Raw genomic sequence first — 15,625 nt, forward strand, 5'->3', positions numbered from 1 at the left:
TTGCTGAATGGATCCTTCAGCGCACCACGTTAACATGGAGTAATAATTTCTGCCCTGGGTACAGGTATTTATTCCGGGTGTCGTTTGGATTCCATTTGCGAATGTCGGCAATGGAAACCCGGAAACGCCCCGCGATACTCGCCAGTGAGTCGCCGCTGCGGACGCTGTAGGTTACCTTGCGGATTTCTTCGCGAGCTGAACGCGCAGCGGTATTTTTACCTTGAGGCACCCAAACGGTCAGTTTTTGACCCACACTGAGCGGGTCGCCAGGTGCCATGCCATTCCAATGGGCTATGTCGCGTGCGGTTACACCGTACTTGCGGCCTATTTCCCAGAAAGTGTCACCCGGGTGTACGGAGTAGGAAACCTTGCTGGTGTTGCCCGGCTGGCGTTGCGCCCTGGTTCGATCGAGGCGCTGTGAAAGGCTCTGGGAGTATGCCTCCTGGTTCTTGAGAGCGGCGGGAATCAACAAGATCTGCCCGACCCGAATGGTGCTGTTATGCAAGTTGTTGGCTTCTTTGATGACATCGGGTGTGGTGCGATAGGTACGACTGATCAGTTGCAGGTTATCACCGGACTTGACGGTGTAGCGATGCCATTGCAGGCGTTTGGATGGCGGTAAATCAGCCAGTGCCAGTTGCAGTTCCTGGCGTTTGTCGACGGGTACCAATACCTGGTGTGGGCCGTCGGGACGGGTTGCCCAACGATTAAAACCCGGATTCAAACGATAGATTGCTTCCAGATCGGTATCTGACATTTCGGCCACCTGGGCAAGATCAATCTGGCCACCAGTATCAACCACTGAAAAGAAGGGGGTGTTACTGACCGGGCTGAACGGGATATTGTACTTTTCCGGGTATTTGAGCAGCTGGGCCAGAGCTAATAATTTGGGCACATAAGCTTGTGTTTCTTGTGGCAGATCCAGTGACCAGAAGTCCGTAGGTTTGCCTGCTTGCTGGTTGCGACGAATGGCACGACGAACCGTGCCCGCTCCCGAGTTGTAGGATGCCAACGCCAGCTGCCAGTCGCCATCGAACTGGTTGGCCAGGTTGCTGAGGTAATCCAGAGCAGCATTCGTGGCCGCCCTGATGTCGCGCCGACCGTCGTACCACCAATCTTGCTGCAAACCGAAATACTTGCCGGTTGAGGGGATAAATTGCCATACCCCGGAAGCTCGGCCATGGCTATAGGCAAAGGGATCGAATGCGCTTTCAACGATTGGAAGCAATGCTACCTCGCCAGGCATCTGTCGTGCTTCGATTTGCTCGGCAATGTAATAAATGTAGGGCTCGGCGCGTTGAGTCACTCGCTCCATATAGGTTGGATGTTTGACAAACCAGTCGCGTTGTTCCTTGAGACGTGGGTTATCTAGCTCCAGCTGTAAACCGAAATTGTCCAGCAGGCGAGGCCAGACATCATCAAAGTCTGCAGTGGCGGGTTGCTCCTGCCAGTGCTCTGCAATAGGGATGGCCGTGGCGGTGGTTTGATAGCTCGTGTCTTCCGGGATAACAGGCTGGCTGACACAAGCACTGAGAAAAAAGGAAGCAAGCAGAACAGGTAGTGCAGGTAGAGAGAGAGGGCGCATGTGCATACAATGTCGATAGAGTCGCGGCACAGTCTAGAGATTGCCGCATACGCTGGCAACCCGATCGCAGACGTTGCCGGCAGTGATTTGTTTGCGCGGATTATTCCGGCGGGAGTGTTATGGGTATCCGGATCAAATCCGAGGTGTATCAACAGTGGGTCAATTCAGACTCTGCACGGCGGCTACTGGCGCTTGAAGCCGGCTGGCTGAGAGAGGTTGTCGCAGACTTTCATGGTCAGCATCTGCTGTATACCGGGGTGGACAATACGCCACGGTTTTTGAAGCGGGCACGACTGCGGCATTACTTCCGGATGGCACCGGTTTGGGCCAAGGGCATTGATTGTGACGCCCGCATGCAGGACGACGCCTGGCCTTTGGCTAACGAATCAGTGGATGTTGTAGTGTTGCAGCATGGCCTGGATCTGTCTGCCCGTCCGCATCAAATGATTCGGGAGGCGGCCAGAGTGCTGGTGCCGAGCGGTTATGTGGTCGTGGTCGGATTTTCACCGCTCAGTGTTTTTGGAGTGCTGCGGCGCTGTTTTACCCTGTCTACTCGCCTGCCGTGGGTGGTTAATAGCGTTGGTGCTTCACGCTTGAGTGATTGGCTGACGCTACTGGATTTCAAGGTGGAGTCGGTCACGCCGGTGGCGCACTTGTGGCCATTGCGGCTGCTGTCGGAAGGATCCAGTCGCCGCTTCGATCGGGTATTGGCTGGCAATCCCTGGTTGCCAGCCAATGCCTATATCATGGTGGCACGCAAGACGGTGGCCGGGATGACACCCATTCGGCCACGGCGCTGGCAATTGAACACGGACTTTGGCATGGCTGTCCCGGCAGTTCGGGTGGCAGGTGGTACACTGCCGCCAGCGAAGAGCAGTCAGTTATCATCAGATTAAATTGGAATACATGATATGAAAGTTGAAATCTTCACTGACGGCGCCTGCAAAGGTAATCCAGGTGCCGGGGGTTGGGGAGCGTTACTGCGTTTTGGTGAGGTAGAAAAGGAGTTGTTTGGTGGTGAGGCCAATACGACCAACAACCGGATGGAGTTGATGGCAGCGATTCGCAGCCTTGAAGCGTTAACTCGCCCTTGCGAGGTGGTGTTAACCACCGATTCACAGTACGTGAAACAGGGTATCAACCAATGGTTGGCCGGATGGAAAAAAAACGGCTGGAAGACAGCTGCCCGACAGCCGGTTAAAAATCAGGATTTGTGGCAGGCGCTCGACTCGGCTTGTCAGCAGCATCATATCGAGTGGCAGTGGGTCAAGGGACACGCGGGACACGAAGGTAATGAAAGGGCCGATCAGCTGGCTAATCGCGGTGTAGAGCAGGTGACGTCATGAGGCAGGTGGTACTTGATACGGAAACCACGGGTATCGGTGAGGGTCACCGTATTTTGGAGATTGGCTGCGTAGAGGTGATTGAACGGAAGCTGACGGGGCGTCATTTTCACCAATACATTAACCCCCAGCGAGACATTGACCCTGAGGCACAAGCCGTTCACGGCATTAGCATGGAGTGGCTAGTCGAACAAGGCTGTCCCGTGTTTGCTAATGTGGTGGATGAATTTCGTGAATTCATCGCGGGTGCTGAGCTGGTCATCCACAATGCTGCGTTTGATATCGGCATGATGGATCACGAATTCCGCTTGCTGGGTATGCCCCGTACGCTGGAATTTTGTACCTCACTCGATACTCTCAAACTGGCTCGCGAGATGTTTCCGGGCGCACGGGCATCCCTGGACGCCTTGTGCAAACGTTTTGATATCGACAATAGTCACCGGGAGTTACACGGTGCCTTGCTGGATGCGGAGATTCTCGCTGACGTCTATCTGATGATGACGGGGGGGCAGACGGATCTGATGTTGTCGGTAGACGATGACAATTCGGCTGATGGTGAAATGCTTGATCTCAGTCTGTTGCAGGCCCTGGCGGCAGAAGCTGAGCTGCCGGTGATCCTGGCCACCGCTGACGAAGTTGCGGTACATGGCAGGATGCTGGATATGATAGACAAAAAAAGTGAAGGATCCGTCTGGCGTCGTGGGGGACCTGGCTGACCAATGACATTGGTCAGCCAGGTCTGGGAAAATCCATCAGAGCCAGTAGGTGACCGCAATAAAGCCAACACCTGTCATCACAATGGTGTAAGGCAACGCCATGAGAACCATCTTGCCATAAGACAGGCGGATAAGTGGTGCCAGGGCAGAGGTTAGCAGGAACAAAAATGCCGCCTGGCCATTGGGTGTTGCCACGCTTGGGAGGTTGGTTCCGGTGTTGATGGCCGTTGCCAGCAGGTCAAACTGTTCGCGGCTGATATGGCCAGCGTCCAGTGCTGCCTTGACTTCGGAAATATAGACCGTAGCGACAAAGACATTGTCGCTGATCATCGACAAAACCCCATTGGCCAGAAAGAAAACGCCTGGCTGAGCTGATGGCGAGACGTTGTTGGTATCCAGAATCCAGCTAATGATGGGTGTAAACAGATGCTGGGTATGAATGACACCAACAATACTGAAAAACACCACCAGCAAAGCTGTGAATGGCAGGGCCTCTTCAAACGCTTTGCCAATCTGATGCTCTTCGATAATGCCATTAAACGTGGTCAGCAAGATAATAACAGCGAGACCAATCAGGCCGACTTCGGCCAGGTGGAATGCCAGTCCAAGCACAAGCAGCAGGGCGACGATCGCCTGGACGATCAGTTGTGCCGCATGTTTTGGCGTCATCTGGGCATTTTGTTCGTTATCAAAGTCTTGCAAAATGCCACGAACGTCATCGGGCAGCAGCGTGCCGTAACCGAATATCGCTGTTCTTTCCAATAATATGCAGGTGAGTAGACCGGCGACCAGTACGGGCATGGTCACCGGCGCCATGATAGTGAAAAAGTCAAAAAACTCCCATCCAGCCACTTTGGCAATCAGGAGATTCTGAGGCTCACCCACGAGGGTGCAGACACCGCCCAGTGCAGTACCAACCGCACCGTGCATGAGCAGACTGCGCAAAAAAGCACGAAACCTATCGAGATCCTGGCGGTGGTGTTCTTTCAGGTCTGAGTCCGAACCATGGTCGTGAGCTGTATTGGACAGTTTGCCGCTGGCGACCCGGTGGTAAACACTGTAGAAGCCGACGGCAACACTGATCAGAACGGCCGTTACCGTCAGCGCATCCAGAAATGCCGACAAGATTGCGGAGACTATACAGAACAGAAAAGACAGCGCTGTTTTTGATTTCACACCAAGCAGAATCTTGGTGAAGGCATACAGCAGCAGGTCTTTCATGAAATAAATACCTGCCACCATAAACATCAGCAACAGGATAACCGGGAAGTTATGAAGGGCTTCCTCGTAGACAACGTCAGCAGGGGCCATATTAAGCAAAATGGCTTCTATGGCCAGCAATCCACCGGGCTGGAGCGGGTAGCATTTTAATGCCATCGCCAGAGTAAAAATGAACTCCACGATCAGGAGCCAGCCGGTAATGTACGTGCCCAGCGTATAAACGCTGACAATATTAAATGCCAGAAAGGCAATAATCGTCTTCTTGTACCACTGGGGTGCGTTCCCCAGAAAGTTATTTATGAATGCAGAGGGTAGGTTCGCGGTCATGCTTCATTCCTTGGTCGTCTCCCTTTTGGGGGTCGAGGCAATGTAATGGGTTTTCAATTATTTGCAACTTGTGTCCAATACTTAGGGGACTATCCGTGTACTATCCGCAGTTGTAGGGGACATCTATTTAATCCTGCACGACTCTGCGCGAGTGTTGCCGGTGATCAGGGCAAGGCGGCGAATGCCGCGAAATGACGAGTCCTTTTCACATTCGTCAACACCGCACTGGACGGCGGCAACCCGCGCCCTTCGGGGGCTGCCGGATGATCTCGACTCGGTGTCGCCGACTTTTGACTTGACCCGTCAGGCCTGCAAGTCGGCTTCGTGATTCGACACCATCCGGTAGCCCAGAGTGAGCACCGGATTAAATAGATGTCCCCTGTAGCACAGTTGTGGGTATAAAGACCCTGTGCATGGCTCTGTCCTGCAAGCGGGCTGCTATTTCACTTCAATGTCGTAAAACTTTCGCGATTAATATATGAAGTGGATAGAATGGCGGTAACAAATGTTCACAGAATACGACAAACACTCATGGCAGAACTAATGATCGGAAGTGAAGAGTCAACGTTTGCAGTGTCGTTGAACCTGGTAAAAGCCGAGGTAGCCAACGCACTGGATCAGGCAGCAGCACAGCTGGATGTGTATTCAGAAACCGGTAGTCCGGATCAGTTGCGCGCATTTTTTGCCGAGGTTCAGCAGGTGCGTGGTACCTTTAAAATGCTGGATTTTCGTGCTGGCGAACGTATGTGTGAAGAGTTTGCAGAAACCGGCCGGTCAGCTCGTGGAGAGCGGCTGTCGGATCAGACCTTGACGATATTTACCCAGGCAATCGTATTCCTGAAACGATTTGTCGATTTATTGGGGGCGGGCTATCCGCTGTCCCCCAGTTTGCTGGTGCCATCAATTAACCAGATTCGGCGGGAGCGTAACGATGCGCCTCTACCGGAAGCCTATTTTTTTCTGGTGAATTTACGGCCGCGGGTGGTCATGCCGAAGCCGGAATCCGGCATGATGCGCTTCCCGTATCGTCGTGCTCGTCAGATGTACCAGCTCGGGTTGCTCGGCCTGATGCGTGGTCAGGGGCGACGCGGCCCGGTGTTGGTGATGTCACGCGCCATCCGTCGCTTTGAAAAAGCAAGCCGGGGCGGCGCATCCTGGCTGTTTTGGCATACCGTTATGGGCGCGCTGGATGCCTTGTCTCAGCCGTCATTTGAGATGACGCCAGCGCGGCTGATTCTGCTGGGGCAGCTTGATAAACAGGTGCGCCATATTCAAGACACCGAAGGCAAGGCGTTTGCCGAAAAACAGCCAGATTGGCTGCTAAAAGAATTTATTCATATCGTTTCTCTGGCCCAGCCAGATTCTGATTTGATTCGCGCTATTCAGGAAGAATTTCAACTTGGCCGTGGCGTCAGGGAATCCCAGTTGGTGGAGTTTCGCAGTCAATTGCGTGGCCCAGACAGTGCTGCGATGGAATCCCTGGCGACGGCACTTCAGGAAGAGCTGCAGATCATTAAGGATCAGATTGATCTGGTGGAACGAATTGATATTACGGAAGAAGATTTTGATGACCTGTTGTCATCATTGTCACGGATTGGTGACACACTGATGATCACCAATCAGACACCACCCGCCAGCCGCACTCTGGCTCTGGTGGAGCAGTTGCGGGCAGCAGGTTCCGATGGGCTGAAAGATAACGTGGCCAGTGTGGCAGACAGTATTATTCGTCTGGAGCAGGATTTACGTGCCATATCGCACAGTGGTCTGGATACCAAAGCACTGGTTGATCCGATCAGCCTGAGAGAGGCCCGAATTGCGGTGGTGTCAGAATCCATGACGGCACTGGCGATGATCAAACGGGCGATTGGCAGTTATCTGGAGTCGGATGGTGATCACCTCCACGTTAAAAATGTCGGTAAAAGCCTGCTCGACGTGGCCGGGGCCTTGTTGTTTCTGGATAAGCGGCCAGCACATGATGTCCTGTTGGCACTTAATACGTTTATTACCCAACAGGTACTGACTGCTCGGGAACCGATTGCAGAACATAAAATGGAAGCATTTGCCGATGCGATAACGGCAATTGAATATTTCCTCGATACTCTTAATGGTCAGTCTGCGGGTGCCGATGAGGCGATTCGACTGGCGCAAGAGAGTCTTGTGCATCTGCAGAGCTGATTAATATGTTGCACGATACCCTGATCAGTTCTCTCGGTTTGGTTATTTTTCTGATCCTCGTCATTGTGGCGTTTATGTGGTTGGGGAAATCCTGGTTTATTCAGTGGCTCAAAGGTACAGCCGGAATGCTGATGTTGTTCGGTGGCTTCTTGCTGGTTTATGTCATTCTGGATTTATGGAGTTACGATCAGGCGCATCCGGATGTTCCGGCGCTGACGGTCAGTGTTTATCAAACCGGCGAGCAGGTTTACGACATCAGCCTGGTTGATGAAGAAGGTCTAGAAGAACGTTATGTCCTGCATGGTGACCAGTGGCAGCTGGATGTGCGACTGCTGGCCTGGTATGGCCCGTTTGATGCTTTGAGTGCGGCGCCGATGTATCGGCTTGATCGCTTGTCTGGGCGGTTCTTATCACTTGAGCAGGAGCGAACGGCTGAACGAACGGTGTTTGAGTTGTCGACGCCGGGGGTTCTTGATGCGTGGAGCATGGTCAAAAAATTTGGGTTCTGGTTACAGGCAGAGATGGGGAGTGCCGTCTTTATGCCCCTGGCGAACGGAGCGGTGTATGCAGTTTATATTAACGATACTGGTGTTGCTGCCAAACCTTTGAATGATGTTGCAGAAAAAGCGCTAGGTGGCGACTGGTAAAGGCGGATAGAGTAACGGGTCAGGAAACGGGCGTTAGCCCGTTTTTTTGTTATGGTCGATCAGGCTGGAAACAGTTCGCCAATTTTGGTGGCCAGCATCATGTCGCCTTCAACACGTAATTGACCGGACATAAAGGCTTGCATGCCATCTGTTTCACCGCTGGCGATACCGGCAAAGGTTTCGGTGTTCATTACCAGGGTGACATCAGCATCATCATTCTCACCTTCGCCAACGGTGCAGGTTCCGTCTTTGATGGTGATGTAATAATCATCGCCATCTTCAATACTGAACTGGAAAGTGGCATTCAGATCGTCAGCGGCATCTGAATCAAAGCGGTTGTTCAGTGTGTTGATAATATCTGCGACGGAAGTCATTGGCTTGTTCCTTTATTGTTAGTGTCATGCACTGACTTTGGGGTATCTAAAACGAGTGGACAGTGGTTTGTTTAACCATGGCAACACTCTATGTGGCACTTGAACAAGTGTCAACTTGAATTCAAACGACCGTATGAATTCGGGCGATTATTCCCGGCTGGCAACTTGTTGCTTAACCGGGTTCAGGTAGACTAACTGTTTTGCATTTAAGGAATCGTGCGTGGAATTTCTTGCCGACTACGGGTTGTTTTTGTTGAAGACTGTGACCATTGCTGGAGCGATTATTTTGTTGCTCGGGGCGGTAGCCAGTATGGGTATGCGTCATAAGTCGCGTACCGAAGGGGAGTTGGTCGTCAAGCGGCTGAATGATGATATCGAAGAGTACAAGGAGGTGATTGAAGATGCGGTGCTGGAGAAAGATGAACTAAAAGCTTTGCACAAGCAGCGCGACAAGGAAGACAAGGCGGAGGAAAAAGCTGAGCGCAAGCGGGTCAAGGATGGGCTGGAGTCCAAGTCTATCAAAAAGAGAGTGTATGTTATTGATTTTAATGGTGATGTTCGAGCCAGTGAAGTCGATCTGTTGCGGCATGAAATTACCGCCATTCTAACCTCTATTCGACCTGATGATGAGGTAGTACTGCGCCTCGAAAGTGCCGGTGGTATGGTGCATACCTATGGTCTGGCTGCGTCCCAGCTGAAACGGATTCGCGACAAGGGGGTCACGCTGACCATTTGCGTGGATGAAGTTGCCGCAAGTGGCGGATATATGATGGCGTGTCTGGCCAATCGTATCGTGGCAGCGCCGTTTGCACTGGTCGGCTCCATTGGCGTAATGGCGCAATTGCCCAATTTCAATAAATTGCTGAAAAAACATGATGTCGACTTCGAGTTGTTTACCGCCGGAGAATACAAACGTACGGTGACCATGTTTGGCCAGAATACAGCCAAGGCTCGGGACAAATTCCAATCTGATCTTGAGGAGACGCACACTCTGTTCAAACAGCATATTCAACGTTATCGTCCAAGGCTGGATATGACCGCCGTTGCTAATGGCGATGTCTGGTACGGCCAGCAGGCGGTTGAGTTGAAACTCATTGATGAGCTGGGAACCAGTGATGACTATATCTTTGATGCCTGTGCGAATTCGGATGTGTTCAGTGTTCGTTATGAATACCGAAAGACACTGCAGGAACGGATCGGTTTTGCTGTTCAGGGGGGAATTGGCAAAGCAGTGACCACAGTGCTGAATCGGGTGCAGCAGCAGGCGGTCAGCAAAAGCTGATGATGGTGAGGGACGGGGTGTTAGCCCCGTCTGGCAGACTGTTGATGTTCTACCTGCGTTGCCACTGCGGTGTTAAAAACAGGCTCAAATCGGTCATTTATCAACCATAAGCTCCCTTTTCTCCTGTTTTTGCCTTGCATTGACTGCTTCGAAAACAAAAATCAACGCCCCCTAGTCCCTTCTCAGTTTGTCGCTGACAGCAATCGGATTGGGGTAGTTAAACACCACGATATAACTCGATACCACGAAGGTGATAATGGCCGTTGCTTGTATAAGTAGTGAGCCACGTTCGGTGAGCAAGCCACTTTCGACAGCTACAAACCCTATCAGTAAAGAGAACTCGCTGATTTGTCCGAGACGAAAGCCCACGTCCCAGGCCAGGCTGGTGCGTTCGCTGAAACGTCGGAGCAGTATTCTGAAGGCGACGGGTTTCAGTGTCAGCACGACGATGGCCAGGGCGATGGCGCTGAAGGCGACAGAAGACAACATGCCAAGGTTGAGGCCGGCTCCGAGGGCAAAGAAAAACATCACCAGGAAAAAATCGCGCAACGGCTTGAGGCTGATGGCAATAAACTGGGCAATGGGACTTGTGGCGAGTGTGATTCCAGCAATAAAAGCACCGATTTCATAAGTCAGCCCAACCAGTTGTGCGCCCTCCGCGAGTGCCAGACACCAACCAATCGCCAGAATAAACAAATACTCCTGATAACGATCAAAGCGGGTGATCAAGGGTAGCAAGATGCCTTTGACCGTCAGGTAGGCGACGCCGATCAGTAGCGGCAAGGCAAGAAATGGCTGCCAGACCGGCATGTCGCTCTCACCTTTCATGACGCCCAGAAGAATCAGGGTGAATATGGCAAGCATATCTTGCAACAGCAGTAATCCGACCATTAATTCGCCCATGTGCTTGTGGTGCAGAACGGTGGTTGGTAATAATTTCAGGCCGATAATAGTGCTGGAGAACATCAGTGCCAAGCCGATGATGATGCTGTCCATCTGGCTGTAGCCAAAAACCCAGGTAACGGCAAATCCGGCGATAAAGAAAAGCAGCGAGCTGACCAGCCCGACTGTGGAGGCCTGCCGCAAAACGGAAATGAGCGAACTGGGCTGCATGTCGAGTCCAAGCAAAAACAGCAGGAAAATAATGCCAATATGAGACATGTTTTCCAGTTGTTCCGGGTGTTCAATCCAACCCATGCCAAAGGGGCCAACCAATGCGCCAAGAGCAATGTAGGCAATTAACACTGGCTGGCGTGTGTACAAGGCGAAGGTAGCCAGTACAGAGGCACCTGCAAAAATCAAAAAAGTTGAAAAAACAATATCTTGCTGCATTTTTTGCCTCCTCTGCCAGATTACCAAGGTTACGTCAGCGGATCGGCAGCCGCCAGCCTGTTATGGCCCGATTTGTTGCCTATAGCGAGTTGTTGAGTATTCGCCGATAAGGGCGGCGGTAATGATCGGAGGTGAAAACAGCGCAGGCTCTCGAAGGAGCCTGCCGGCAGGGTGACTCAATCAGCGAATCAAATCAGCGAGTGATACGTGCAAACAAGGGTCGTTGTTCATCCATGGCGCCCTGATAAGGTTGGCTGAATGTCGAAAAAGCCGCCAGAGCGTACTTTTCTTTTTGGTCGTCGCGCAGAGCATAAGAGCTGAAGCCGACTCGCTTCATAAAAAACAGCTGATCAATCAGCACGTCACCGACAGCACGCAAGTCGCCGGCGTAGTGGTATTGATCGCGCAGCAGGCGGGCAATGGAATAGCCCCGACCATCGGTAAACTTGGGGAAGTCGACGGCAATGACGGCAAAGTTACGACACTGTTCTGCCACCATGTCAGCAGTCTGATCGCTGTTCAGAAACAAACCCAGCTTGCCGCGTGACGCCAGCGGTTGTAGCTCGGCTTGTTGGTGCGTCCAGCGTTCCAATGAAATCAGGCTGTATTCTTCCGCCATGGCGTTGTCTTCTATACGAGTCCAGGCATCGTTGGCTACAAACGCACCATCTTTAATCAGCTTTGCCATATACCGCCTCCTTGAATGTGTCATGACCAATACGTTTGTAGGCTTCCAGAAAGCTTTCGCCGGTGTGACGAGTCGCTACATACACGTCGAGCACTTTGGCGATAACGTCGGTCAGCTGTTCGCGTGAGAACGATGGGCCAAGAATCTTGCCCAGTGATGTCGGGCCACGATCACCGGAGTTGCCGCCCAGTGATACCTGGTAAAACTCCTGGCCTTTTTTATCCACCCCGAGGACACCAATGTTGCCAATGTGGTGGTGGCCACAGGCGTTCATGCAGCCAGAAATGTTCAGGTCGATCTCACCCAGGTCATGCTGGTAGTCCAGGTCTTCAAAGCGCACCTGCAAGTCTTCGGCGATCGGAATGGATTTGGCGTTGGCCAGGGCGCAGAAATCACCGCCTGGACAGCAAATCATATCCGTCAGCAGGCCCAGGGTGGGCGTCGCCAGTCCCAGCGTTTTGGCTTTTTGCCACAGGGTAAACAGTTGACGCTGTTCGACATTGGCCAGTACCAGATTTTGTTGGTGGGTAGAGCGTAGCTCACCGAAACTGAATACGTCAGCCAGGTCGGCAATCTGATCCATCTGTTCGGCCGTCACATCGCCGGGAGGGGTGCCTTTCTGCTTCAGGGTCAAGGTTACGACGGCGTAGCCTGACTGCTTGTGCTCGCGCACGTTACGGCCCAACCAGCGAACGAAAGCAGGATTTTCTGCTTTGGCAGTGACCAGTTCGGGCGGGTTGTTTTCCAGTGCAGCATAGGCTGGGTCTACAAAGTGTTTCTTGACGCGCTCCAGCTCGGCGGCTGTCAGTCGGGTGGCGGAATCCTTGATACGCTGCCACTCGGCCTCTACCAATTCGGACATGCGCTGAACGCCCAGTGCCTTGGTAAGGATCTTGATGCGTGCCTTGTACTTGTTGTCACGACGACCAAACTGGTTGTAAATCCGAATCACGGCTTCCAGATACGTCAGCAAATCTTGCTCTGGCAGAAATTCCCGTACCACTTCGCCAATGATTGGCGTACGGCCCAGGCCGCCACCGACCAGCACTCGATAGCCCAGCTCGCCCGCATCGTTACGAATGATATGTACACCAATGTCGTGAACTTCAGTGGCCGCACGGTCTTCGCCTGGGACGGCGTTGACGGCAATTTTGAATTTGCGTGGCAGAAAGGCAAATTCCGGGTGAAAGGTCGACCATTGACGGATGATTTCGCAGTATGGGCGCGGGTCGACAATTTCTTCGGCAACGACCCCAGCGTATTCGTCGGTGGTGGTGTTACGAATACAGTTACCGCTGGTTTGCACTGCGTGCATCTGTACTGCAGCCAAGTCGGCCAGGATTTGTGGGCAGTCTTCCAGTTTTGGCCAGTTAAACTGCAGATTCTGGCGGGTGCTGAAGTGGGCATAACCCTTATCATAGTCTCGGGCTACCTTGGCCAAGACACGCATCTGTTGGGTATTAAATGCACCATAAGGGATGGCAACCCGCAGCATGGGTGCATAGCGTTGCACGTAAATGCCATTTTGCAGGCGCAGCGGCAAGAACTCATCTTCAGCGATTTCCCCGGCCAGATAACGTTCAGTCTGACTTTTGAATTGGGCAACACGCTCGTTCAGGATCTGCTGATCGTACTCGTCGTATTGGTACATAGTATCTCGGTTGCTTTTTTACACTGGCGCACGGTCAGTGATGTTTATTAGTTGGGCGAACATTACCAAAGCCGCTTTATTCTTAAAACGACTATTTATCTATATCGTAATTACTTTTATGCCTTATATCGTTCGGCTAAACCGAACAAGTCAGCCTGGGGTGATGTGGGCCGATGTGATGGCTAAATCAGGGATGTCGCTGAAGATGGCGTTTACGCCCATTGCGATCAAGGCGTCTGCTGCTGCTGTATGGTTGACGGTGTAAGCGCGCACGCTGAAGCCGCTGTTGTTTAAGGCCAAGATTGCAGCTTGATCCACCAGTTCGGCGCAAAAATGTAATCCCTCGCAGTCAAGTTGTTGCAGCCGCAAAACGGCATCGGCAGGGATGGCTTCGGTCAGCAGTGCGCGTGGGATGGTGGGCAGAGCAGCCCGAACGTGGGCCAGGGCGAGTGGGTTGAAGGAGCTAAGCAGGAGCTGGCTGGCGATATGGTTGTGACGTGCCTGGGCTGCCTGTAGTGCAATCACCAGGGCATCGACAGTTTCCGCTTCACGACCAATAACCGGTTTGATTTCCAGATTCAGATTTATCGACTGTTCGGCGGCCCAGAGCAGCAAGGCTTCGAGCGTAGGAATCTGCTCATTATGAAACTCAGCGGCAAACCAGCTGCCAGCATCCAGTCGCTGCAGTTCGGCCAGTGTGTGATTGAGCAGCCAGCCATGACCATTACTGCAACGGTTCAGTTGTTCATCATGAAAGATCACGGCCTGACCATCGGCAGTCAAGGCCACATCCACTTCTATCCATGAAGCGCCGGCGTCGCGGGCCTTACGAAACGCCGCCAAGGTGTTTTCCGGTGCCAGGCGGCTGGCACCTCGATGTGCAATCACCTTGCTGGTTATCATACAGTGGTACTCCGAATCATCTTAGACGGATAAATGGGTCCATTGGCGTCGCTGCCAAATCATACTGTAAATCAGTGATAAGCCTGCACGCTGCAAGCCTTGCAGTGCCCATACCCCGATCAGCCCAAAGCCGAAGACTGGCCCGACCAGATACGCCAGTGGCAAAAATACACACCACTGCATGGTAAGATTGATTTTCATCACCTGACGGCTGGCACCCGCCCCCAATAATGCCTGGGTCAGCACCATGGCAGTGACTTCAAAGGCGATAAAAATACCGGTGATTTGCAATGGCACAATCCCCGCCTGAACCAGACCCGTCTCGTTGGTGAAAATTCTCAGTATCCATTCCGGAAATACCCATAACGGTAAACCAAGCAAGGCCAGCGTAAAACTGGCCACTCTGACGACTTCCCATCCCCAACGATGGGCGTCCTTGTGGTTGCCAGCACCGAGCGCATGACTGACCAGACTGGTCGCAGCGATGCCCATACCAACCGCAGGCAGAATCAGCACCAGCTGCAGGCTGATCAGTATGTGGCCAATGGCCTGTTCCTGTGTGCCGATCTGGCCGATGATCCAGAACAAGATACTGATACCAAGGGCAAACAAGGCTTGTTGGGCCGAGTTTGGCCAGGCCAGTCTGATCAGCTGCAGCAGTGTTTGCCGGGTGGGGAATTTGATCTGACCCAGACGCTGGCGCTGATTGGTAAAGGTCAGCCAGGAATACATGGCGCTGCCAAATACCAGCGCCATGGCAGTGCCAATACCGGAGCCTACAGCACCCATGCCTTGCCAGTTGCCGACCCCGAAAACCAGTACGTAGCTGAGCGAAATATTGACGGCGTGCATGATCAGCAGGATTTGCAGGTAACGGCGGGTTTCACTAATGCCGCTCCAGTAGCCCCGATAAACAAAGTTCATCGCTACTGCAATCAAGGCCGCAGTGCGCCACTGAAAATAAGGTGTGGCGATGGCGGCGACGTCGCTATTGGTGGTCAGTGCTGGCATCAATGTGGGAGCGAGGAAGATAAACAGCAATGACAGTGGTGCTGCCAGCAAGACGGCTGACAATAAACCGGCCATCAGCGGTTCGTGTAGTTTATCGGTTGCGCCAGCACCAATGCGGCGGGCAATCAGTGCTTGTACCGCTGCAGCTAGCCCCATGACGATAGAGACCATCATAAACGAGGCATAACCACCAACGCCGACGGCAGCCAGCGCCGCATCACCCAGGCGACCGACCATGGCAGCATCAATCAGGTTGATCAGGCTTTGTGACAGCATGGCGCCGATAATGGGCAGGCCGATACCAGATATACGACTCAGGCGCTGTGGCTCAATCTGTAACAGTCGCCCGAGCCAGCGTTCAGCGAGCATC

At 52.8% G+C, this 15,625-nt stretch carries 15 protein-coding genes; 7 read left to right on the forward strand and 8 right to left on the reverse strand.

The genetic code is table 11. The features are described 5' to 3' along the window. Positions 1–16 precede the first annotated feature (16 nt). The gene (locus WG929_RS08660; protein ID WP_369857950.1) at positions 17–1,585 is read right to left on the reverse strand and encodes a lytic transglycosylase; all 1,569 of its coding nucleotides are present in this window, start codon (positions 1,583–1,585) and stop codon (positions 17–19) included. Between the two features lie 119 nt (positions 1,586–1,704). Here WG929_RS08660 and WG929_RS08665 point away from each other — a divergent pair, with 119 nt between their 5' ends. The 3 genes from WG929_RS08665 to dnaQ are packed head-to-tail and all read left to right on the forward strand — an operon-like array spanning position 1,705 to position 3,644. Beyond that, positions 1,705–2,481: a class I SAM-dependent methyltransferase gene (locus WG929_RS08665; RefSeq protein ID WP_416205731.1), complete on the forward strand. Its 777-nt coding sequence runs from the start codon at positions 1,705–1,707 to the stop codon at positions 2,479–2,481. 15 nt (positions 2,482–2,496) lie between these two features. Next, positions 2,497–2,931 carry a ribonuclease HI gene (gene rnhA / locus WG929_RS08670; RefSeq protein ID WP_416205732.1) on the forward strand — a complete coding sequence of 145 codons (435 nt, stop codon included), beginning with the start codon at positions 2,497–2,499 and terminating at the stop codon, positions 2,929–2,931. Further along, positions 2,928–3,644: a DNA polymerase III subunit epsilon gene (dnaQ, locus tag WG929_RS08675; RefSeq protein WP_416205733.1), complete on the forward strand. Its 717-nt coding sequence runs from the start codon at positions 2,928–2,930 to the stop codon at positions 3,642–3,644. Before rnhA ends, dnaQ begins: the two co-directional genes overlap by 4 nt. A gap of 36 nt (positions 3,645–3,680) precedes the next feature. On the opposite strand, the gene nhaB is transcribed toward dnaQ, so the two are convergent. After that, positions 3,681–5,192, reverse strand: coding sequence for a sodium/proton antiporter NhaB (gene nhaB / locus WG929_RS08680; protein ID WP_416205734.1), 1,512 nt, complete (start codon positions 5,190–5,192; stop codon positions 3,681–3,683). 181 nt (positions 5,193–5,373) lie between these two features. Here nhaB and WG929_RS08685 point away from each other — a divergent pair, with 181 nt between their 5' ends. The 3 genes from WG929_RS08685 to WG929_RS08695 all read left to right on the forward strand — a co-directional run bounded on the left by WG929_RS08685 (position 5,374) and on the right by WG929_RS08695 (position 8,014). Further along, on the forward strand, positions 5,374–5,520 hold the full coding sequence (locus tag WG929_RS08685; RefSeq protein WP_416205735.1) for a hypothetical protein: 147 nt from the start codon (positions 5,374–5,376) through the stop codon (positions 5,518–5,520). 203 nt (positions 5,521–5,723) lie between these two features. Continuing rightward, positions 5,724–7,367, forward strand: a complete 1,644-nt coding sequence (locus WG929_RS08690) for a FimL-related protein (RefSeq protein WP_416205736.1) — start codon at positions 5,724–5,726, stop codon at positions 7,365–7,367. 5 nt (positions 7,368–7,372) lie between these two features. Beyond that, positions 7,373–8,014 carry a hypothetical protein gene (locus WG929_RS08695; protein ID WP_416205737.1) on the forward strand — a complete coding sequence of 214 codons (642 nt, stop codon included), beginning with the start codon at positions 7,373–7,375 and terminating at the stop codon, positions 8,012–8,014. A 59-nt stretch (positions 8,015–8,073) separates the two neighbouring features. On the opposite strand, the gene WG929_RS08700 is transcribed toward WG929_RS08695, so the two are convergent. After that, positions 8,074–8,388 carry an SCP2 sterol-binding domain-containing protein gene (locus WG929_RS08700; protein WP_369857958.1) on the reverse strand — a complete coding sequence of 105 codons (315 nt, stop codon included), beginning with the start codon at positions 8,386–8,388 and terminating at the stop codon, positions 8,074–8,076. Positions 8,389–8,608: 220 nt separating this feature from the next. Here WG929_RS08700 and sohB point away from each other — a divergent pair, with 220 nt between their 5' ends. After that, positions 8,609–9,670 carry a protease SohB gene (gene sohB, locus WG929_RS08705; protein ID WP_416205738.1) on the forward strand — a complete coding sequence of 354 codons (1,062 nt, stop codon included), beginning with the start codon at positions 8,609–8,611 and terminating at the stop codon, positions 9,668–9,670. 171 nt (positions 9,671–9,841) lie between these two features. Here the strand turns inward: sohB and WG929_RS08710 are convergent, their stop codons facing one another. From WG929_RS08710 to WG929_RS08730, 5 genes are all read right to left on the reverse strand, one after another. Next, on the reverse strand, positions 9,842–11,002 hold the full coding sequence (locus WG929_RS08710; RefSeq protein ID WP_416205739.1) for a cation:proton antiporter: 1,161 nt from the start codon (positions 11,000–11,002) through the stop codon (positions 9,842–9,844). Between the two features lie 193 nt (positions 11,003–11,195). Beyond that, on the reverse strand, positions 11,196–11,690 hold the full coding sequence (locus WG929_RS08715) for a DUF934 domain-containing protein (RefSeq protein ID WP_416205740.1): 495 nt from the start codon (positions 11,688–11,690) through the stop codon (positions 11,196–11,198). Then, positions 11,674–13,341: a nitrite/sulfite reductase gene (locus WG929_RS08720; protein WP_416205741.1), complete on the reverse strand. Its 1,668-nt coding sequence runs from the start codon at positions 13,339–13,341 to the stop codon at positions 11,674–11,676. Before WG929_RS08720 ends, WG929_RS08715 begins: the two co-directional genes overlap by 17 nt. Before the next feature lie 150 nt (positions 13,342–13,491). Continuing rightward, a complete protein-coding gene (locus tag WG929_RS08725) occupies positions 13,492–14,244 on the reverse strand; it encodes a glycerophosphodiester phosphodiesterase family protein (RefSeq protein WP_416205742.1) in 753 nt (250 codons plus the stop codon). A gap of 21 nt (positions 14,245–14,265) precedes the next feature. Next, complete coding sequence (locus tag WG929_RS08730; protein WP_416205743.1) at positions 14,266–15,624, reverse strand: MATE family efflux transporter; 1,359 nt, start codon at positions 15,622–15,624, stop codon at positions 14,266–14,268. Between the last annotated feature and the right edge of the window lies 1 nt (position 15,625).

This window comes from Oceanobacter antarcticus (assembly GCF_044962685.1).
GTDB classification, from domain to species: domain Bacteria; phylum Pseudomonadota; class Gammaproteobacteria; order Pseudomonadales; family Oceanobacteraceae; genus Oceanobacter; species Oceanobacter antarcticus.